This window comes from Saccharopolyspora sp. NPDC000995 (genome assembly GCF_053599315.1).
This window is the reverse complement of record NZ_JBSFLZ010000041.1, coordinates 14,530-35,328: the sequence shown is the minus strand read 5'-3', so window position 1 is coordinate 35,328 and position 20,799 is coordinate 14,530. Positions and strand designations below refer to the sequence as shown.

General features: G+C 69.2%; 16 protein-coding genes and 1 pseudogene. 5 read left to right on the top strand and 12 right to left on the bottom strand.

Features of this window, described 5'->3' with window-relative positions; genetic code table 11:
- Positions 1 to 16: 16 nt before the first annotated feature.
- Positions 17 to 1,306 (bottom strand): O-antigen ligase family protein, encoded by a 1,290-nt coding sequence (locus ACWDKQ_RS16155; protein ID WP_450139538.1) that lies wholly within the window; start codon positions 1,304 to 1,306, stop codon positions 17 to 19.
- A gap of 209 nt (positions 1,307 to 1,515) precedes the next feature.
- Here ACWDKQ_RS16155 and ACWDKQ_RS16150 point away from each other — a divergent pair, with 209 nt between their 5' ends.
- Positions 1,516 to 2,694 carry a DUF1972 domain-containing protein gene (locus ACWDKQ_RS16150; RefSeq protein ID WP_450139537.1) on the top strand — a complete coding sequence of 393 codons (1,179 nt, stop codon included), beginning with the start codon at positions 1,516 to 1,518 and terminating at the stop codon, positions 2,692 to 2,694.
- Entirely contained in the window at positions 2,691 to 4,349 is a 1,659-nt protein-coding gene (locus ACWDKQ_RS16145) for a hypothetical protein (RefSeq protein WP_450139536.1), read from the top strand. The genes ACWDKQ_RS16150 and ACWDKQ_RS16145 overlap by 4 nt, the downstream gene beginning before the upstream one ends.
- Positions 4,350 to 4,391: 42 nt before the next feature.
- Here the strand turns inward: ACWDKQ_RS16145 and ACWDKQ_RS16140 are convergent, their stop codons facing one another.
- From ACWDKQ_RS16140 to ACWDKQ_RS16130, 3 genes are read right to left on the bottom strand one after another with little or no spacing between them, the layout of a single operon-like run.
- On the bottom strand, positions 4,392 to 6,146 hold the full coding sequence (locus tag ACWDKQ_RS16140) for a right-handed parallel beta-helix repeat-containing protein (protein ID WP_450139535.1): 1,755 nt from the start codon (positions 6,144 to 6,146) through the stop codon (positions 4,392 to 4,394).
- Positions 6,143 to 6,595 (bottom strand): adenylyltransferase/cytidyltransferase family protein, encoded by a 453-nt coding sequence (locus ACWDKQ_RS16135; RefSeq protein WP_450139534.1) that lies wholly within the window; start codon positions 6,593 to 6,595, stop codon positions 6,143 to 6,145. The genes ACWDKQ_RS16140 and ACWDKQ_RS16135 overlap by 4 nt, the downstream gene beginning before the upstream one ends.
- A gap of 2 nt (positions 6,596 to 6,597) precedes the next feature.
- Positions 6,598 to 7,365: a CDP-alcohol phosphatidyltransferase family protein gene (locus ACWDKQ_RS16130; RefSeq protein ID WP_450139533.1), complete on the bottom strand. Its 768-nt coding sequence runs from the start codon at positions 7,363 to 7,365 to the stop codon at positions 6,598 to 6,600.
- 295 nt (positions 7,366 to 7,660) lie between these two features.
- Between ACWDKQ_RS16130 and ACWDKQ_RS16125 the strand changes: the two genes are divergently transcribed.
- Positions 7,661 to 9,163, top strand: coding sequence for an AAA family ATPase (locus tag ACWDKQ_RS16125; protein WP_450139532.1), 1,503 nt, complete (start codon positions 7,661 to 7,663; stop codon positions 9,161 to 9,163).
- Positions 9,160 to 10,407, top strand: a complete 1,248-nt coding sequence (locus ACWDKQ_RS16120; protein WP_450139531.1) for a hypothetical protein — start codon at positions 9,160 to 9,162, stop codon at positions 10,405 to 10,407. Before ACWDKQ_RS16125 ends, ACWDKQ_RS16120 begins: the two co-directional genes overlap by 4 nt.
- A 406-nt stretch (positions 10,408 to 10,813) precedes the next feature.
- On the opposite strand, the pseudogene ACWDKQ_RS16115 reads toward ACWDKQ_RS16120, so the two are convergent.
- The 8 genes and pseudogenes from ACWDKQ_RS16115 to bioB form a co-directional block, all read right to left on the bottom strand.
- A pseudogene (locus tag ACWDKQ_RS16115) lies at positions 10,814 to 10,975 on the bottom strand (bifunctional D-altronate/D-mannonate dehydratase); the annotation flags it as partial.
- A 354-nt stretch (positions 10,976 to 11,329) separates the two neighbouring features.
- The gene (locus tag ACWDKQ_RS16110) at positions 11,330 to 13,702 is read right to left on the bottom strand and encodes a glycoside hydrolase family 65 protein (RefSeq protein ID WP_450139530.1); all 2,373 of its coding nucleotides are present in this window, start codon (positions 13,700 to 13,702) and stop codon (positions 11,330 to 11,332) included.
- A gap of 20 nt (positions 13,703 to 13,722) precedes the next feature.
- Positions 13,723 to 14,490 (bottom strand): HAD family hydrolase, encoded by a 768-nt coding sequence (locus ACWDKQ_RS16105; RefSeq protein ID WP_450139529.1) that lies wholly within the window; start codon positions 14,488 to 14,490, stop codon positions 13,723 to 13,725.
- A gap of 312 nt (positions 14,491 to 14,802) precedes the next feature.
- Complete coding sequence (locus ACWDKQ_RS16100) at positions 14,803 to 15,558, bottom strand: thioesterase II family protein (RefSeq protein WP_450139528.1); 756 nt, start codon at positions 15,556 to 15,558, stop codon at positions 14,803 to 14,805.
- 322 nt (positions 15,559 to 15,880) lie between these two features.
- Positions 15,881 to 16,561, bottom strand: a complete 681-nt coding sequence (gene bioD, locus ACWDKQ_RS16095; RefSeq protein WP_450139527.1) for a dethiobiotin synthase — start codon at positions 16,559 to 16,561, stop codon at positions 15,881 to 15,883.
- Positions 16,558 to 17,697: an 8-amino-7-oxononanoate synthase gene (locus tag ACWDKQ_RS16090; RefSeq protein WP_450139526.1), complete on the bottom strand. Its 1,140-nt coding sequence runs from the start codon at positions 17,695 to 17,697 to the stop codon at positions 16,558 to 16,560. Before ACWDKQ_RS16090 ends, bioD begins: the two co-directional genes overlap by 4 nt.
- Positions 17,694 to 18,953 carry an adenosylmethionine--8-amino-7-oxononanoate transaminase gene (locus tag ACWDKQ_RS16085; RefSeq protein WP_450139525.1) on the bottom strand — a complete coding sequence of 420 codons (1,260 nt, stop codon included), beginning with the start codon at positions 18,951 to 18,953 and terminating at the stop codon, positions 17,694 to 17,696. Before ACWDKQ_RS16085 ends, ACWDKQ_RS16090 begins: the two co-directional genes overlap by 4 nt.
- 1 nt (position 18,954) lies before the next feature.
- Complete coding sequence (gene bioB / locus ACWDKQ_RS16080) at positions 18,955 to 20,028, bottom strand: biotin synthase BioB (protein ID WP_450139524.1); 1,074 nt, start codon at positions 20,026 to 20,028, stop codon at positions 18,955 to 18,957.
- A gap of 101 nt (positions 20,029 to 20,129) precedes the next feature.
- Between bioB and ACWDKQ_RS16075 the strand changes: the two genes are divergently transcribed.
- Entirely contained in the window at positions 20,130 to 20,684 is a 555-nt protein-coding gene (locus ACWDKQ_RS16075; protein WP_450139523.1) for a TetR/AcrR family transcriptional regulator C-terminal domain-containing protein, read from the top strand.
- The last annotated feature ends 115 nt before the right edge of the window (positions 20,685 to 20,799 follow it).

The following is a 20,799-nucleotide window of genomic DNA, read 5'->3' as shown; positions in this document are numbered from 1 at the left end:
AATGTCGCTCCAGCTCTTAGACGGGGATATTGGGTGGCTGCACCGAGGGCGAGTTCCGCGCACCTGCCATGCTCGTCCACGCAGCTAGCAGGAACAGCCAGACGCAGGCGACGTTGGCCGGAGCGCCGAGCCCTTGGGTGAACATCGAGTTGGCGAGCAAGCCCGACAACACCGCGAGGATCATGATGCGATCCAGCCGCGGCTCGGGCCGGAGGTTCCGCAGCGCGGCCGCGGCGGTGAAGATGCGTCCGAGCAACACAAGCCACACCACCGCGCCGAGCAGTCCGGCGTCGACGAGCACGTTCACCAGCCCGTTGTGCCCGCCGCCCAACCCGATCTCGTCGAGGAACAAGCCCCGCGAGGCGGTGAGACCGTGGCCGTAAAGCGGCCGTTGGAGGAATGCTTGCAACGCGTAAGCCCACAGATCCGTCCGCGAATTCAAAGACGCGAGCCGTTCGGCGGACTCACCGCGGACGAAGAAAGCCTCGATCAGCGGCCCCGTGGCGAGCCACGCGGTGATCAGCACGAGCACCAACGCCACCGTGATCTCCAGCCGCCGTCGGCCGCGCCAACGCAATCCCGCGATCACCAGGCAACCCGTGATCGCCCCGAACGCGGCCCCCCGCGTGTTGCTCCCGATCAACCCGGCGGCGCAGATCGCCAGCAGCACGAGGTAGGCGGGCAGCGGCCAGTGTGGGCCCGGCCGGGCCAACCGGTGACCGAAGGCATAAGTGACCAAGATCACCACCGCGAGTGCGAGGAACTGACCCGCGTCCACCGGATGCAGGTGCAGCCAGGTGAACCTGTCGGGCTGCGTCGGAAGCCGGGGGAACGGCACGACCACGCCGAAGACGACCGAGGCGCTGACCAGGACTGCGAAGGCGTGCGCGATGCGGTGCAGCGCATCCCGGGCGCAATGGCGGGCAATCGAACGGCTCAGCGCCAGCACGACCACGACCTGGCAGGCCCGCACGAGGGCCAGTGCGCGGTATGGCGAGTACAGCGCCGAAAGCACCAACACGGCCGCGTAGGCATAGGCCGAACAGGTGATCCAGTCGGCGCGCCGCAGCTGGGACGTGGGGCGGAAGCGCAGGAACAGAAAGCACGTCACGGCCGCGTAGACGGCGATTTCGGCCAGCACGAACAGGTCGGGCGAGCCAGAAACCGACTGGTCGTCGGCGCGAACGCGGAACTTGTATTCGCTGGCCACGATCAGTGCGAGCACGCACACGACGGGCCAACGCTCGGCGTCGTAGGCCCGGCGACGTGTGACACCATAGCGGCGTCGAATTGCATTCCAGCTCACGGCCGGTCCTCGGATCAGGGGGGTTCGGGCGCGAATGCGTCGAGGACGGGTTGCCGAATGGGTGTAACGACTACCCGCCGTAGGCATATTACAAGCTGGGCACCGAATCGAGTGATCCGCGCGGAAACAGCTGTGCGGCTCCAGGGCTGCCCGTCGTGATTCAGTGGCTGCCCTTCGACGAAACGGTAGAACGAAACATGCGGATTTCGATGATCGGAACCCGCGGCGTGCCCGCGCGTTACGGCGGCTTCGAGACGTGCGTTGAGGAGGTGGGGAGGCGGCTTGTCCAGCGTGGACACGAGGTCACGGTGTACTGCCGCAAGCTCGGCGGGCGCGGCCCCCGCCCCGAACGCCACCTCGGGATGCGGCTTGTGTACCTTCCCGCGCTGCGCCGCAAGACACTGGAAACGCTGAGCCACACGGCCCTTTCGGCGTTGCACGCGGTGGTACGGCCACCGGAGGTGGCGGTGGTGTTCAACGCCGCCAACGCACCGCTGCTGCCCCTGCTGAGGCTCCGTGCAATTCCCGCGATCACCCACGTCGACGGCTTGGAGTGGAAGCGGGCCAAGTGGGGGCCTGCGGGGTCGGCCTACTACCGCCGCGCCGAAGCGCTCGCTGTCCGCTGGTCCGACGCGCTGATCGCCGACGCCCGGGGAATCCAGGACTACTACCGCGATCGCTTCAACACCGAGACCGACTACATCCCTTACGGGGCACCGGTCCTCACCGAGGTCGGGACCGACGGCATCAAGGATCTCGGGCTCAGCCCCCGCCGCTACCACCTGGTCGTGGCCAGGTTCGAACCGGAGAACCACGTGCATGTGGCGGTCGAGGGCTACCTCCGCAGCAACGCCCGCCACCCGCTGGTCGTGGTGGGATCGGCACCCTACGCCGACGAGTACACCGCGAGCATCGCGCGAGCGGCGAAAGGCGATCCCCGGGTACGGCTGCTCGGCGCGGTGTGGGACCAGCGACTGCTGGACCAGCTCTACGGCAACGCCTTGAACTACATCCACGGTCATTCCGTCGGCGGCACCAACCCCTCGCTACTGCGCGCGATGGGCGCGGCTGCCCCGACTTCCGCCTTCGACGTGCGTTTCAACCGCGAAGTCCTCGGCTCGTTCGGCCGCTACTTCCGCGATCCAGGCGGCCTCGCGGCGTTATGCGACGCTGCGGAAGCCGACCCGGCGGGCACCTTGCTGCGCGGAAAAGAGCAGGTGGCCTCGCTCGACCGCTACACGTGGGACGGAGTAGCGCAGAAGTACGAAGAACTGGCCGCCCGCGTCCTGCGCGCCGACCGGCGCACAACCACGCCGCGCTGGCTGCCCGGCGCGCGGGCTGACGTCCCAGCGGCCGTGTCAATGCCTGAAAACAAGGAGGTCCGATGAATCGCGTGCGGAAGCTTTCGTGCGTCGCCGCAGTGGCCGTCGCCGCGTTGTCGGCGGCAGTAGTGCCGGTACCGGCAGCGATCGCCGCGGAGTTGCCGCAGCCCGTCACCGCCGGGGCGCTGCCGACGCCGCAGACCGACGGTGTGGTCTTCGCGGTCGCCATCGCGGGCAACATCGCCGTCGCCGGCGGGAAGTTCAGCAAGGCGCGCCCGGCCGGCGTGGCGCCGGGGGGACCAGGTGAGGTCACCCGCAACAACCTGCTGGCCTTCGACGTGACCACCGGCGAACTCCTGCCGTGGGCACCGGTGGTCAGCGGCAGCGTGTTCTCCGGCGCGGACCCGGGACCGTTCTGCAAGCCCGCCACCACCGGGCGGTGGATCTGCGACTCCGTGTTCCGGATCGAGGTTTCGCCGGACGGCAACAAGGTCTACGTCGGCGGTGACTTCGACAAGGTCGACGGCCAGTGGCGCTCGCGCGTGGCGGCCTTCGACGCCGCGACCGGCGCACTGGACCCGTACTTCAAGCCCCGCGTGGCCGGCCGGGTCCGCGGCCTGTCGATCACCGACGACACCGTCTATCTCGGCGGCGGCTTCAACGCCGTCGACGGCGTGCCGCGCACCCGGCTCGCCGCGGTGTCCACCGGCAGCGGCGCGCTATTGCCCTGGGCTCCTACCGCGGACCGGGAGGTTTTCGCGGTGCTGGCCGCCCCGGCCGAAGGGCGCACGGTCATCGGGGGAGCCTTCGACAACGTCAACGGCACCTACCGGCACGGACTCACCGCGGTCGACGCGGCCAGCGGTGCCCTCGTACCGTGGAAATGGGTCACGCCCTCGCCCTATGACACGATCACGGACCTGGCCACCGACGGAACGGGGACGGTCTACGTCGGTTCCTACAACTGGCTCGGAGGCAATCCCCGGTTCGAGGGCAGGGGCGCCATCGACATCGCCACCGGCAAGCCGCGCTGGATGGACGGCTGCTACGGCGACACCCAAAGCGTCGCGGTAGCGGGCGGTGTGCTCTACAGCGCCTCGCACACCCACAACTGCGCGGCCATCAACGCCGTCCCTGAGGACGGATCGATCGACTACCAACGGTTGCTCGCCGAAACGACGACCGCCACCAAAACGGCCCAGCGCAATGTCAACTACGTGCGCTCCGGCGACCCGGTTCCGGAGTTGCTGCCGTGGCTGCCCAACACCAACGGCGGACCCGCCGGTAGTCCGTGGTTGAACGGGCCGTGGGCAGTGGACACCGACGGTCGCTACGTGGTGGTCGGCGGCGAGTTCACGACGGTCAACGGTAGCGCCCAGCAGTCGCTGACCCGCTTCGCAGCCCGGGGCGTGCCCGGCGCTGTCAACAATGGGCCGCAGGTGCCGTTCCCAGCCCCGGAACTCAACCGGCGCATTGACGGCGCAATCTCCATCAGGTGGACGGGAACTTGGGACGCGCAGAACCGGGAGATCCGCTACGAGGTGATGCGCGCCGGAACCGCGAACCCGATCTACACCACCACCAGCAGCGCCTGGCCGTGGTCGGTGACGACGATGAGCTTTACCGACAACCAAGCGCCACAGGACACGGTCGAGTACTGGATCAGGTCGGTCGACGCCGACGGTGCAGTGCTCAGCACCCCGCACAGCAGCATCACCTGATCCCGAGGGGACGAGGGGACGCCTGAGTAGGCGTCCCCGCGCTCACCCGCGTGGGCCGGCGAGCACACCGATGTCGGGGTGGTCCAGCGGTGGAATGCCGAGTACCCGGGCGACATCCGGCGGCAGGGCCCGACCGGCGCGGAAACCCGGTGTGGAGGGGCGAAGCGAGTAATCGTCCCGGTCCGGATAGCGAAACGGGGCGGGCGGCGGTGCTGCCGCCAGGCTGTGCAGGTCGAGTCCCGTCCGTTCCCGCAACTGCGGCAGCGTGTTGATCGTGACGACCTCACCCGAGCCGAGCGACCAGGTGCCCAGTGGCGCCGAGCCGGCTGCCCGCAGGAAGGCGTTGCCGTCGCTGGTGGAGATGAACGGTGACGCCGGTTTGGGGTGCGGCTTGTAGTCGGCGGACTCGATGAGCGGCTCGGTGTCGTGCTGCCTGACCAGGAAGTTGTTCAGCAGCTCGGTGTTGGACGTGATCCAGGACAGGCCCAGCTCCTCGCTGTAGGGGTCCGAACTCGCGGACCGCTTGTCGTTGTACAGCCCGAGCTCGATCCCGTTGTCGACGAACGTGTTGTGCACGAGCCGGACGTGGTCGGAACTGGAGACCTTGATGCCGAGCCCGCCGTTGGAAACCACGATGTTCGACGCGATCAGCGCCCTCGCTGAAACCTCGTAGTACAGGCCGTTCACGGCGTTGCCCCGCGCGATGTTGCGGATCACAACGGCATCGGTGCACCCAAGATCGCACCACCACCCGGTGCCGAAGTTGTCCGCGAACGCGTTGTCGGACACCCACGCCCGCTTCGTGCGAGTCACCTTCGCGCCCGCCGCTCCGATGGCCTCGCCGGTCAAGGCGAAGTGTTCGTTGTTGTTGCGGGCGAAGGTGTTCGAGACCAACCGGAGCCCATCGGCCCGGTTGGCCATCAAACCGACCAGACCGTTGTCCAGGAACTGGTTGCCGATCACGTTCGCATCGGGTTGGAAAACCGCGGCGCCGCTGGAGGCGGAGGCGGCGAAGGTGTTGTTCTCCAACACCACCGACGGCGCGTTCACCACGACCATCGCGCCGCGCTGGCCGTACTCCTGGATCGATCCGTAGTGCGCGATCCCGATCCCGCGAATCGAACTGCCCGCGGCAGCCGCGCCGTCGAACTGCAGCAGCCAGTCGAACTCAGTCGCCTCCACGAACCGCCCGGCCGGGTCCTCTCCGATCACCAGTTCCTCGCGCGCGACGTCGACGTAGAACGTGCCGTCGGTGACCGAGCTCCGCTCGCCCACCTGCCGAAGTGGCCTGCCGTCGACGAAAACCATGTCCGCAAGCCCGGCCAGCGGATGCGCCGGGTCGATGATCTCGGGCAAGAAGCAGGTCCGGCACAGCGGTACGTTCCAGCCCGCGTGCAGCCAAACATCGCCGTCGCGGGACCACTGCGAGACCACCCGGCTGCCCTTGAGCCAGACGTGCTCGCGCGGATAGGGCTGGATGGACAGCTTCTTGTCGATGATGCCGACCGTCTCCCGGTACGTCCCTTCTCGCAGGACGATCGTGGCTCCGGGCTGCGCCCGGCGCACCGCCTCGCCGAGACTGCGCAGCGGTCGCGCTTCGTCGCCCTGCGCCGAGTCGTTCCCGTTGGTGGCGACGAAGAGCGCGCCGGCGGGCACCGGGTAGGCAGTCGTGGTGATCGTCGCGTGGATGGGATGCGCTGCGGCTGTGTCGTTCCCGTTCGCGCTGCAGGATGCCAGCAGCGCGGTTACGAGGGCGATTGCGGACACGAGCCGGTCGCGGCGGCGTGACCGGTTCATGTCTGCCCGGGCTCCAGCTCGCCGAGCACACCGGGCGAGGGGAGCGAGATTCGTTGCCGCAGCAAGGTGCTGGACGTGTGGGTGGTGTAGCTGAAGTAGCGGATTCGCGCCCCGACAGCGGACAGCTTGCGCTCCAACGCCTCGGCGCGTGCCGTGCCGCGCCAGTCGCTGCCCTTGAACAGCACGTCGAACCGGAGGCGTTCCCACATGCGGAACTTGTCCTCGTACTGGTCGGTGACGGCCTCGGCGACGCACCGTATGTTGCCCACGATCTCCAACCGCTCTTCGAAGGGGATGACCGGCTTGCGGCCCTTCACCTTGAGCAGGACGTCGTCGGTCACCACACCCGCCACCAGGTGGTCGCATTCCTGGCTGGCTCGCTGCAGGATGTTGAGGTGTCCGATGTGGAACATGTCGAAGGCACCGGGCGCGTATCCGATAGTGGGCATCGTCACCGCACCCGTTGCGCAGCGGTGCCGTCGAGGCGCGCCATGTCGCCGAACCACTTCGGCAGCGCAGCGGCGAGGAAGGCGGTGTTGAGCAGGAAGAGCGCGCCGTAAACCACGGAGAACGCCATCGGGGATCCCAGCAGCAGGAAAGTCAGGCACAGCACCCCGTAGTCGGTCGGCAGGACCAGCAACGACCGCAGGGTCGAAGGTGATCCCGCAGCGGGGACCGGTGCGCCGGAACCGGAGTTGTGGCCTCGGCGCAACTGGTCGTTGAGGATCATCGCGAAGAACATGACGGTCTCGACCGCGGCGTAACCGAGCGGGACCAGCAGAAAACCGCTGGGGACGTCGAAGAACCGGAACGCGCAGACGAGCACGGCCAGATGCAGGGTGGCGATCTTCGCGCTGTCGATCACGTGGTCCAGCCACTCGCCCGCGATGCTGCTGGTGCCCCGCAACCGGGCGAGTTGGCCATCGGCCGAGTCCAGCGCGTACCCGACGACCAGCGCCAGCCCCACCGCGATGCCCAGCGGCCACGACGGTGCCGCGGTGGCGACGGCGGCGATGCCGGCGAAGGTGAACAGCGCGCTGACGGCGGTGACCTGGTTCGGTGTCGCCTTGAGCAGGAAGGCGGCCGCCGCGAGGTAGCCACCCGCCTTGCGGTTGACGAACCGCGAGTAGGCCGGCGCTCCCTTGGCCGGCTTCTGCGCGGACGGCAACCGGCGCAACGCCGCCGTGAAGCCGGATTTCGGCATGTCGGTGGTGGTCATCGAAGCCTTTCGTTCCTCCACAACACGTGCGGAAATCACTGGGTGGGCCAAGCGCGGCGCCGCCGGACGGAGAAACTTGACAGGCGATCACCATCGTCTGAATACTGAAAATATCGATGGTTTTCCTCCCAGGTAGCCGGACCGGTTGACTTGGCCCATCGGCCGAGAATTTCCCAGCGGTTCCGATCACTGCGCTCACGGCGGTATTCGCCGCAGGGGCCCGGTGCGTTACCGATGGGCGTCGGCCTGCCCGGAGGAATCCCCCTTTTTGGCACACAGAGCGGAATGACGGTCGATGGACGACGCCCACCCGGCACCGACGATCTTCGGTGCGTTGTGGCGGTATCGCTGGATCTCGCTGGTGATCGTGGCAGCGGCGGTGCTGATCAGCCTCCTGGTCCCACTGGTAGCGGGCGACGGCCGCAGCGCCCAAGCGCGCATCGTGCTCAAGGCTCCCGACCAGACCGGCGTCCTCGGGATCGAGATGGCCAGCGAGTCCAGCTTCCTCCGATACGTCAAGCAGCGGGCCTTGTTCGTCACCTCCGACGAGGTGCTCGACGACGCACGTGTCCGGCTCGGCGGCGAGGAGACCGTGCTGCAGTTGCGCGCCGCCATCACCGCGGACGCCTCCTCGAGCGGTGAGTCTATCGAGATCAACGTCGACGGGCCGGGTTTCGAGCGTTCCGTGCTGATCGCCAACGCCGTCATCGCCGCCTACCAGGACCGCTCCAGGGCAGAGGTGGTCGCCACCACGGACAAGGCGTTGGAGACGTTGAACGCGCAACGCGCGGCGATCGTGGCCGAGGCCGGCGCCCGCCCGCCGAGCAGCCCCATCGGCTCGGCCGCCGGCTCGACGCTCAGCGATCTGGACAAGCAGATCACCCGGATCCAGGTGGTGGCCTCGCAGTTCGCCGACGGCGTGTCGTTCGTGGATGTCGCGTCGCCGGAGGGCACGAGTCCTTGGCGCGGAATCCTGCGCGATCTCGCCGTCGGCACGGCCGTCGGCCTGATGTTCGCTGCCGCGCTGGCCTGGTTCCGCGCCGATCGCGATCACCGGGTGCGCGATGCCGACGACCTCACCCGCGTCGTCGACGAACCGGTGCTGGGCGAGATCGAGACGCTGCCCGCCCAGGCCGTCCTGGCGCTACGCAGACCGGGTGTCCCGCCGCTGCGCTCCTACCAGCTGGTGGCCTCCGGTCTGCGGTCGACGGTGGGCAGGGGAGTCGTGTTGGTCACGGGCCCGTCCGGCGGTGAGGGAGCGACGACGACCACGATGCAGATCGCCAGCGCTGCCGCCCGGGACGGCCTGCAGGTGCTGGTGGTCGACGCTGCGATCCGCTCCCGCGACCTGTCTCAGATGCTGGGGCTGGCCGACTGGCCTGGGCTGACCTCGATCGCTACCGGGGACGCGTCGCTGGCCCAGTCGGCGCACCCGGTGCACCTGGGCAACGGGGTCGGGTTCAGCGTGGTGCCCGCGGGGCACGCACAGCCCTACTCCCGGGAGCAGCTGCGTTCCGGACTGCTGCAGCGAGTGATCGCGGAGATGCGGTCGCGCTACGACCTGGTGTTGGTGGACCTGCCCACGCTGATCTCCCAGCCAGAGACGACGTCGCTGATCAGCGCCTCGGACGGGGTGGTGGTGACGGTGCGGCGGGACGGCGATCTCGGTTCGCTGCGCAGGTTGCGCGAACAGTTGCAGCTGTTCGGCGGAACGATCACCGGGTACGTGCTGACATTCGCCGGGGCGGCCCCGGCCGGGCGCGCCGCCGAATCTCCCGCCCCGCAACCATCCCGATGACCACGACCGGTGCGCGTGCGCCGAAACGGCGCCTCGTCGCGAAGGTCGCTGCCCCGGTGTTGTCGCAGGGCATCATCGCGGGCACGAGTCTGGTGCTCCAGGTGCTGGCCGCCCGCACGCTGGGGCTCGCCGAGTTCGGATCCTTCGTGCTGCTGCTGGCGTTGCTGGTGACGGCGATCGCGCTGTACACGGGCTGGGTGGGGGACTCGCTGGCGGTCCTCGACCGGCACGACCCCCGCACCCGGGCCAGCATCGTCAGCAGCGCACTCGCGGGCTGGCTGCTGTGCTTCGCCGTCGCAGTCGGCGCGGCCCTGCTGCTGCGCGACGGCGAACCAGCTACCGCACTTGCCTTCGGGATGATGGCAGTGCTGCGACTGGCCGCCGAAACGGTGCGGCGGTTGCTCATGGCCAGATTGCAGTTCTGGCACCTCGTGGGCAACGACCTCGTGCACGTCACCGGGACGATGCTCGCGCTCGCACCAGCCGCGGTGGCCGGGGTCTCGCTGCCGGCGCTGTTCCTGTCGATGGCCGCGGGAGCGGCCGCAGCGGTGTTCGTGGGCGTTGTGCAGCTGCCCGCAGCGGAATTGCGGCGGCTGCGGGTTGGAGCCGCCGGTCTGCCCGCGGTGATGTCGTTCGCCGCCTGGAGATCCTTGCAGGCCGCCTTGCGTCCGGCCGCACTCCTCGGTTCACGCGCCCTGGTCGCGCTGCTGGTGTCCACGGCCGCGGTGGGGGTGCTCGAAGCGGGTCGCCTCGTCGTCGCACCGCTGCAGGTCGTGATCAACGGCGCGGGCAGTTTCCTGCTGTCGAACTTCGTAGCCAAGATGGGGCAGGACGCCGTCGCCGCGCAACGGCTCGTCCACCGCGCGACGTGGCTGCTGATCACCGGCACCGGAGTCGGCGGCGTCGCGCTGACGTTGCTCGCCAACCCCCTGGGCACCTTGCTGACCGGTCAAGCCGTGGATCCCCTGCTGGTACTCGGGTGGGTCGCGTACTTGATGGTCTGGGCAGCGGGCCTGCCCCATGTCACCGAGGTGATCGCCCGGCGCATGTCACGCCAAATCTTCTTCGTCCGGCTCGCGGATTCGGCGCTGGGCATCGTGCTGGTCGTGGTCGTAACGGTCCTGTCGGGCTCCGTGATCGCCGTCCCATGGCTCATGGCGTGCGGGGGAATCTACTCGGCATGGCACGTGCGACGCCTGGCGATCCGCTCACGATGCGAACCGTGCGAAGCACGAACCGCCTAACCAGAATGGAACGCGGGACCAATCCAGGGGCGACGGCACTTGCGTTCAAGCGCTCTCGGGTTCGCGGGCCTCGCTGCGTCGGACCCCGGAGGGACGACCTCGGGCATCCCGGTGTTTCTGCGGTGAGTACCTCCTTTAGAGTGGCCGCGTTCTCGACGGCATTCGAGTCGGCCAAGCTGGTCGAGGAGGAAGAATTTCTCGTGCTGTGCTTCGAGAGAAGCAGCTTGTCCACATCAGACGTTGAAGCAAGGACTTACGCCCTGCCAATTGTCAACGTAATAGCGCGCTGAGGGGCTTGCGGCAAGACCCGCGAGCGAGCCCAGCGCGTCGTACCCGACTCGGCTGTGATCCAGGTGCAGGGCGACACGTCGAGCCGGGCCAGCTTAATGGCCACATTGGACTCCGCCCAGAGCGCGGTGCCCACGGCCGCGATCGCGGTCATCGTCACCGGGCCGCGCCGCCAGTAAGCGCCGCGGTAGAGGTACTGCCAGATGTCCTCGATGCGGGCGGGGTCGCGGCCGATGAGCAGCGGGACGACATGGTCCGCCACCGCAGCGCCGAGCGTCATCGATCTCCTGGCCGCCGGAACGGGACTCCTGGTCGTGGCCCTTTCAGATCGCCTACCTGCCGACCTTGTACTCGGCATTCAATCGCCGGGAAACCGAGGTGACCTTGCTGGGGGCGCGGGCGGATCTCCGCCGTGGGGACCGGGGCTGCTGGCCCGCACCAGGTACGGCATCCAGCCCGAAGCTGGCGGGTCAACTACGAGTCCACCGCGTACGCGCTGGCGTCGGCGACCGACGCCGCGCACGCGGATGCAACTCGCGCGGCGCGTGCGACGGAGAAGGTCGGTTTCCATTGCCGACAACGAGCCGGCATCGGGCAGCATCGTCGGCCCTCCGGCGTCGTCGCGGGACGGGTCTCAGCCGCCGGGAGCCGGTTGGAGCCGGCGGCGGGCCGGAGCGCGCCCGGCGGGCTGGCGCGGCGGTGGGTACTCCGGCGGCGGTGGTACAGGCATGGTGATCGGCTGGCCCTGGGTGAGCAGGATCGGGCGGCCGTGGTGCGATGTCTGAACCGGCTCGCCGTGGCTCAGCGCGTAGGTCGCCTCGTCGCGGTGGATGGTGACGCAGATCCGACTGCCGGCGAAGCACAACCGGAACGAGATGCAGCTGAGTTCGGGCGGCAGCCGGGGCGCGAAGCTCAGCTCGCCACCGTGGTCCCGCAATCCGCCGAACCCGGCGACCACAGCGATCCACGCACCTGCCAGCGCGGCGATGTGCAGGCCCTGGTGCACGTTCTGGTAGATGTCGTGCAGATCCGCCAGGGCTGCCTCGGCGAAGTAGTCGTAGGCCAGTTCGAGGTGACCCACCTCGGCGGTGAGCACCGCCTGCACGGAGGAGGACAGCGATGAGTCCCGCACGGTCAGCGCCTCGTAGTACGCCACGTTCCTGGCCTTCTCCTCCAGGGTGAAGGCGTCCCCGCGCAGCCACATGGCCAACACCAGGTCCGCTTGCTTGACCACTTGCTTGCGGTAGAGGTCGAAGTACGGGTAGTGCAGCAGGAGCGGGTAGTCCTCCGGGGGCGTGTTCGCGAAGTTCCAAGGGGCGTGCTTGGTGAACCCCTCGGACTGCGGGTGCACCTCGAGCACTTCGTCGTAGGGCAGCACCACCCGGTCGGCCGCGTCCCGCCAGCGGGCCGTCTCCTCCTCGTCCACACCCAGCGCGCTGGACAGTTCTGGGTGCAGCTCGCAGTGGGTAGCCGCCTCGTGCAGGTTCCGCTGCGCCATCAGGTTGGTGTAGACGTTGTTGTCGACGACGGCGGTGTACTCGTCGGGGCCGGTGACCCCGTCGATGCGGAACCGGCCGTGCGCGTCGTGGTGTCCCAGCGACGTCCACAGCCGTGCCGTTTCCACCAGGAGTTCCAGCCCGGCGGATGCCTCGAAGTCCCTGTCCCCTGTTGCCGCGAGGTAGCGGGCGGTGGCGTCGGCGATGTCCGCGTTGATGTGGAACGCCGCTGTACCGGCCGGCCAGTAGCCGGAGCATTCGTCGCCGTCGATCGAGCGCCACGGGAACGCGGCGCCGGTCTGGCCGAGCTGAGCGGCCCGGGTCCGAGCCTTGTCCAATGTGGAGTGGCGCCATTGCAGTGCGTTGCGGGCGGCATCCGGGACGGTGTAGGTCAGCAGCGGTAGCACGAACGACTCGGTGTCCCAGAACGCGTGCCCGTCATAGCCGGGGCCGGTGAGCCCCTTCGCCGGGATCGCCCTGGTCTCCCCGCGGGCACCGGCCTGCAGCACGTGGAACAGCGCGAACCGGACCGCCTGCTGCAGCTCCGCGTCGCCTTCGACCTCCACGTCCGAGGCCTCCCAGAAGTCGTCCAGATAGGCGCGCTGCTCGTCGAGCAGGCCCTGCCAGCCGCTCTGCCTGGCGCCGGCCAACGCGGCCTCCACCTGGGCTCGCAGGGCTTGCGGGGACCGCTGGCTGGACCAGCCGTACGCGACGTACTTGGTCAGCGCGAGCTTCTGCCCCTGGGGCACCTCGGCGGCCGCGGTCAGCCGGGCCAGGTCGCCCTCCGTCCAATTCTCCGTCCACACCGGACCGGGAGCGTCCACCTCGTGGTCCATCGCCGCGGCCATCCGCAGGCCGGACCGGCGGGTGTGGTGGCCCAGCACGGCGCGGCTGCCCTCGCCCACGGCGAAGTCCGAGATCAACGCGCTCTCCAGGACAGCGGCCACTCGCGGATCGTCGACGTCCCGCTCGATCGGTTCGTTGGCCAGCAACTCGGACTGCACCACGAGCGGCGCGAGCCCGTCCAACGGTTCGACCTCGTAGTGGATCGCGGCGATGGCGCGCTGGGTGAACGAGACCAGACGCTCCGAGGTGATGCGCACGTGCCGACCGGTGGGCGACACCCACTCGGTGTCGCGGCGCAGCGTCCCCGACCGGAAGTCGAGCACGCGTTCGTGGTGCGGGGCCGAGCCGTAGCGCATGTCCACCGGTTCATCCTCGACCAGCAACCGGATGATCTTGCCGTCCGTCACGTCGACCACGGTCTGCCCGTCCTCCGGGTAGCCATACCCGGCCTCGGCGTACGGCAGCGGTCGGCGCTCGTAGAAGCCGTTGAGGTAGGTACCGGGCAGGCCGCGCGGCTCGCCCTCCTCGAACGAGCCGCGGAATCCGATGTGGCCGTTGGACAGGGCGAAGGTGGATTCGGTGCGGCGCAGGGCGTCCAGGTCCAGCCACCGCCACCGCAGCTCCCACGGGGCCACGTCGTAACCCGGTAGTCGAGGAGTCGTCATTTCGCCCACCACCTCGTACTTCAGCGGTCCACCAAAAGGTCGGCCAGGTCCGGCACCACGACGTCGGCGCCATGCGCCCGCAACTCGTCCGCATGATGGGTGCGGTCCACGCCGACCACCCACCCGAACCCGCCGGCCCGGCCGGCCTGCACACCCGCCAGCGCATCCTCGAAGACCGCCGCCTCGGCCGGTGCGACGCCGAGCGCCCGGGCCCCGGCCAAAAACGCGTCCGGCTCAGGCTTGCCGCGCAGCTTCTGCTCGGTGATCACCAGGCCGTCGATCCGCGCCTGCACGAAGCGGCTCAGGCCCGCCGCCTCCAGCACCGACGCGCCGTTCTCCGAGGAGGTGACCACGCCGATGGCGAGGCCGGCGCCACGCGCCGCCTCCAGGTAGCGCACCGACCCCGGATACGGGGTCACGCCGTGTGCTCGGATGATCGTTTGCAGCGTCTCGTTCTTCCGGTTGCCCAGACCGTGGATCGTTTCCGAGGTCGGTGGGGCGTCGCGAGGCCCTTCTGGCAGGGAAATGCCGCGAGAAGCGAGGAACTGGCGCACGCCGTCCGCCCGCGGGCGCCCGTCCACGTGCTCCAGGTAGTCGTGTTCGGTGAACGGCGAAAAGCGCTCGCCCTCCCGCTCCAGCAGGAACGAGTCGAACGTCTGCTTCCAGGCCGCCGTGTGCTGCGCGGCGGTGCTGGTGAGCACGCCGTCGAGGTCGAAGAGGCAGGCCGTGATCCTCTCCGGCGCCACACAGATCTGCTGCGCGGCGTGGTCCCGCCCGGACCGGTCCATGCTCGAAGGTTTTTCCGCACGCGCAGGACTCCAAACGTCGACCGTCGGTGCCCGGCGCTGCGCGCGGCTGTGGTCCCGCCGGGCACGAGTCAGAATCCGACGGCGATCAGCCCCCGAGCACCGGGGCCTGGCCTCGCCCAATTTCTGGCCGTTGATCAGCCGATGCGTCCACTTCGGACCGGCGGTCGGCGCGGACCCGGCCATCGGATTTGATACCGCGGCGGCCGGGTCCAGGCACCGCTCAACGGCCTTCTACGGAGGACGAGCCGGGCTCATTCCACAACGGCCTCTTGCGGCGTCCATAGCGGCGGGTCAGCGCTTCGCGCCAGCCGTGAGGATGTGGTCGGAAATGGCCTTGACGATGACGGACTTGTGCTCGTTGAGGTAGAAGTGCCCGCCGGGGAAGATCTGGAGGAAGAACTCGCCGGTCGTGTGCCCGGCCCACGCCTGGGCTTCCGAGGCGGTCACCTTCGGGTCCGCATCCCCGATGAACGCGATCACCGGGCAGGTCACGTCGGAGCCCGGTTCGTACCGGTAGGTCTCCACGGCCCGGTAGTCGTTGCGGAGGGAGGGCAGGATCATGCGTGCAACCTCGTCGTCGATCAGCTGCGATTCGGTGCCGCCGAGTTCCACGACTTCGCGGAGCAGCTCCTGGTCGCTTCTGCGGTGCATCGCTTCCTCGCGGTGGCAGGAGGGCGCGCGCCTGCCCGAGGCGAACAGCCCTGCCGGAACCACGCCGATCCGCTCCAACCGGCGCGCCACCTCGAACGCCAAGGTCGCGCCCATGCTGTGCCCGAAGAAGGTCAGCGGCCGATCAGCCCACTCCAGCAGCACCGCCGTGACGCGCTCGGCCAACACGGCCAGGTCGTCGACCAACGGGTCGTGGCGGCGGTCCTGGCGACCGGGGTACTGGATGGCGAGCACTTCGACGGAAGGCGGCATCGCCGCCGAGACCGGGTGGAAGTAGGTCGCCGACCCACCCGCGTGCGGCAAGCACACCAGTCGGTGCCCGGCGGTAGGCCGCGGGTGGAACCGCCGGATCCACGGGCTGTCCTCTCGGTTGGTCATGATCTCCCTCGTCACGGAATGGTCGTCAGAGCCGGACCGCCGCGAACCCCGACGGTGAGTGCAGTGGCGACGCCGCGGGCCGCCCCGGCTCTGGAACCACCGCCCGACGGCATCGCGCGCACGTCCGGAGTGAAATGTTGCCAGCCATCGGCCGAACAGTGAACCACCAACCTACCGACATCGATCGCCCGCCCACACCGATCAACAGAGATTGGCCGGGGGTGTTGCGAAGTTTCTGGGAGTCGGCGGCGTTTCTGGTGCGAAAACGCGTCGAATAACCGCCTGCGACGCGGTCGCGCAGCCGGCCCGTCGCGCACAAGTCCTATGCGGACGTGCGGGCATCCGAACTGGCCAGCCAGGAGCCGACCTGCGTCTGGAAGTGTTCCGGGTCGAGACCGCCGATGCCGTCCGGGAGGGCGGCCACGATCGGCACTCCGGTGACGCGGGGTAGCTCGGCGAGGTTGCACTCCTCGGCCAGGCCGAGCGCTTTCGGCACCGCGCCGAGCACCAGCCCCGCCGGTTCCAGGCCTCGTGAACGAAGGGTGTTCACGGTGAGTTCGGTGTGGTTGAGGGTTCCGAGTCCGACGCGGGTCACGACGTACACCTGCACCGGGTGATCCCGGGCGAGTTCGACGGCGAGGTCCGGCAGGGTGCCCCCGTCGGCGTCGAGGCGGACCAGGATGCCGCCCGCACCCTCGACGATCACGGTGTCGTGGGTCCGGGCGAGTTGGCGAACGCCGGCGGTGTGCTCGCTGATCGGTGGGATCTCGATGCCGCGCAGTCGGGCGGCCGTGTCCGGCGCGAGCGGGTCTTCGAGCCGGGTGAACTCGGCGACCTCGCAGCCGGTCAGGCGTGCCACGACGGAGATGTCGGGTTCGTCGGTGCCGATGCCGGTCTGCACGGGCTTCACGACGATTGTTCCCGGTCCGGAGCGGACCGCGAGCGCCGCGGTGGCCACGGTCTTGCCGACTCCGGTGTCGGTGCCGGTGACGATGATGATCATGGTTGCTGTCCGTGGTCGTCGATGACGCGGGTCAGCACGTCCACTGCGTGCGCCCAGCGTTTGTCGTCGAGGCCGACGTGGGTGGTGATCCGCAGCCGGGAGATCCCGTCCGGCACCGACGGCGGCCGGAAGCACCCCACCCGGACCCCCGCCGAGAGGGCTGCGGCCTGCGCGGCGGTGGCGACCTGCGGGGACCGCATCGGCACCGAGAGCACAGCGCCGGCCGACCGCCGCACGCCGAGCCGGTCGGCCAGCTCACCACCACGCTCGTGGATCCGCGACGGGAAATCCGGCTGCTGGCGCAGCAGGCGCAGGGAGGTCAACGCGCCGGCGGCGGGAGCCGGTGCCAGCCCGGTGTCGAAGATGAACGGGCGGGCGCGGTTGGTGAGGTGGTCGATCAGCGCAGCGGAGCCGAGCACCACACCACCCATGGCGCCGAGCGATTTCGACAGCGTTGCGGTCATCACCACGTGCGGGTGGTCGGCCATGCCATGGGCGTGCACCAGCCCTCGGCCGCCGTAACCGACCACGCCTAGCCCGTGCGCCTCGTCGACGACGAGGAGCGCGTCGTGGTCGGCGCAGGCCGCAGCCAAGCCCGCGAGCGGGGCGGCGTCGCCGAGCACGGAGAAGACGGACTCGGTCAGCACGATCGCTGGCCTGCCACCGGCTGCGACCAGCGCGGCCCGGACTGCGGCAACGTCGTTGTGCGGGACCACCTCGATCGCCGCGCGAGACAGCCGCGCGGCGTCGATCAGCGAGGCGTGCACGTGCGCGTCAGAGACGATCAGTGACTGCTTGTCCGCGAGCACGGTCACTGCGGAAAGGTTGGCGTGGTATCCGGTCGAGAAGACCAGCGCCGCCTCGCGACCGGTGAACTGGGCGAGTTCGCGCTCCAGGTCGGCGTGCAGCGTAGTGGTGCCGGTCACCAGCCGGGAGGCGCCCGCCCCGGCGCCCCAGGTGAGGGCGGCGTCGGCGGACGCCCGTCGTACCTCGGGGTGGCTGCTCAACCCCAGGTAGTCGTTGTTTGCGAGGTCGATGACGTCGTCGTCGGCCGCCCGCGGCCGCAGCGTGCGCTGCAGGCCGGAGTCCTCACGCACGACCCGCTGTTCGGCGAACCACTCCGCCCAGGTGTTCATCCGACCTCCGCAGCGGCGGCGATCGCAGCGCAGATGGCGGCGATGTCATCGTCGGTGCACACGTAGGGCGGCATGGTGTAGATCAGGTCGCGGAACGGACGCAGCCACACGCCTTGGGCCAGGGCGGCTTCGGTCGCCTTGACCACGTCTACCGCGTGGTCGAGCTGGACCACGCCGACCGCGCCGAGGGTGCGCACATCGAGGGCGTCGATCGCGTGCAGCGCCTGCAACCCGGTGTTGATCCGTCGCACGTCTCGCGCCCAGTCGCCGCTGGCCAGCAGGTCAAGGCTGGCCGAGGCGACCGCGCAGGCCAGCGGGTTTCCCATGAACGTGGGGCCGTGCATGAGAACGCCGGAATCGCTGGCGGACAGGCCGCAGGCGACCTCCGCCGTGCAAACTGCGGCGGCCAGCGACAGGTAGCCGCCGGTGAGCGCCTTGCCGACGCACAACACGTCCGGCGTCACGCCCGCGGCTTCGGCAGCGAAAAATGTGCCAGTGCGGCCGAACCCGGTGGCGATCTCGTCGAAGACCAGTACCAGCCCGTGCTCGTCGGCGATCTCGCGGAAGGCCGTCAGGCAGTCGGCGGGGTAGGGGTGCATGCCGCCGGCACCCTGCAGGAGCGGCTCCACGATCAGCCCGGCGAGCCGGTCTTCGTGCTCTGCCGCGAGCGACCGGAAGCCCGCCGCCCAGGCGTCGACGTCGCCGTCGAGTCGGGGCGGACGTTCGCCGAACACCTGCTCCGGCAGCACGCCCGACCACATCGCGTGCATGCCGCCGGCGGGATCGCACACGCTCATGCAGTCGAAGGTGTCGCCGTGGTAGCCGCCGCGGACGGTGAGGAACCGGGTCCGCTCCGGCCGGCCGACACCGCGCTGGTACTGCAGCGCCATCTTCATCGCCACCTCGACGCTCACCGACCCGGAGTCGGCCAGGAAGACGTGGTCGAGACCGGCGGGCGTGAGGTCGATCAGGCGCCGGGCCAGCTCGACCGCAGGCTCATGGGTGAGCCCGCCGAACATCACGTGCGACATCTGGTCGAGCTGGCGGCGCACCGCCTCGTCGAGCACGGGGTGCCGGTAGCCGTGGATGGCCGACCACCACGACGCCATCCCGTCGACCACCTCGCCGACGCCATCGAGAGTGATCCGGCTGCCCGAGGCGCCGGTGACCAGACGGGTCGGCGTCGGGGCGGTCATCGATGTGTACGGGTGCCACAGGTACTCGCGGTCGAAGGCGAGCAGTGCTTCCGGGGTCATCTCAGGCGTTGGGGAGGACGTCGGTGCCCGCGCCGCGGCGCCGGATGGCTGGATCGATCGGCTCCGCCCCCTCGGCCTGCTGGGCGAGGTCCTCTTCGGAGCCCAGGACGACGAAGCCGTTGTCCCGGATCATCTCGAGGTCGGCTTTGGCGTCCTGGCCCTCTGAGGTGAGGTAGTCGCCGAGGAAGATCGAGTTGGCGACCTGCAGCGCGATCGACTGCAGCGAACGCAGGTGCATCTCGCGGCCGCCAGCGACCCGGATCTCCTTGTCCGGGCAGACGAAGCGCGCCATCGCGAGGATCTTCACGCAGCGAGTGGGGGAGAGCTCCCAGGTGTTCTCGAACGGGGTTCCGTGAAACGGCATCAGGAAGTTGACCGGGATCGAGTCGGAGCCCAGCTCCCTGAGCGCGAACAGCGCCTCGACCAGCTGATCGTCGGTTTCACCCAGGCCGGCGATCAGGCCGGAGCAGGGGGAGATCCCCGCACCTTTCGCCTTCGCCACGGTGTCCACCCGGTCGGCGTAGGTGTGGGTTCCGACGATGTTGGCGTGGTTGCTCTCGGCGGTGTTGATGTTGTGGTTGTAGGCGTCCACCCCGGCGTCCTTGAGGCGCTCGGCCTGACCGTCATCGAGCAGGCCCAGGCAGGCGCAGACCTCGACGTCGGGGTACTCCTCCTTCAGCGCAACGACCATCTCGGAGACCTTGTCGATGTCCCGAGTGGACGGTCCGCGGCCGGAGGAGACCAGGCACACCCGGCTGGCGCCGCCCCTGAGTCCGGCACCGGCCTGCGTGAGGGTTTCGTCCTTGGACAGCCACGAGTACTTGAGGATGGGGGCGTCGGAACCGAGCGCCTGCGAACAGTAGTTGCAGTTCTCCGGGCACAGGCCCGATTTGAGGTTCACCAGGTAGTTGACCTTCACCGTGTTGCCGAAGTGCGCACGTCGCAGCCGACCGGCGGCGGCCACGACGGACATCAGTTCGGCGTCGTCGGCGCGCAGCACCGAGCGGGCGTCTTCGGGCGTGGCCGGGGTCCCGGCGAGGATCGCATCGGCGAGGTGCTGGAAGGTGGCGCTCATCGCTTCTCCGGTGTCGGCTGGTGGAGCAACCTGAACAGTGTTCACCTGAACGCTGTTCAGGCTAGACTGGCTGGGTAGATCGGTCAACGGGAAGGATCCGTGTGCGTTATCACCGGGGCGACGTCGTGGACCGCGCGATCGCGGTCCTCGACGAGTACGGACTGGAGTCGCTTACGATGCGCCGACTGGCCGCCGAGCTCGGTGTGCAACCGAGCGCGCTCTACCACCACGTGCCGAACAAGCAGACACTGCTGGCAGCGGTCGCCGACGAAATCCTGATCCGGGGCAGGCGACCCCGCCGCGCCCGGAAGTGGGACCGGCGCGTGGTCGAGGTCTGCGCCGAGCTCCGGGACGCGATGCTCGCCTACCGGGACGGTGCCGAGGTGGTCGTCACGGCATACACCTTCGGCCTCGGCGCCAGCGAGCCCGCCAGCCAGTTGCAGGAAGCACTTCGGGACGGCGGCCTGCCCGACGACCTGGTCGACGTCGGCACCCGCGCCCTCTTGCACCTCGTCTTCGGCCACACCGTGGAGGAGCAGATGGCGCTGCAAGCCGCTAGCGCCGGCGCGATCGACCGGGCGCCCGGGGGACCGGCTGACTTCGAGCGGGGACTCGAATTGGTGCTCGACGGCCTCCGGTCCAAGGTCAACGGCTAACCACGCCACGAGGCGATAGCGCAACCGCGCACCTCGGGTGCCGGTCGATGCCGTGCTGCGGCACGGGTCACTGGCTGCCGGATGCCTGGCCTGCGATGCGGCACCATTCGGCCAG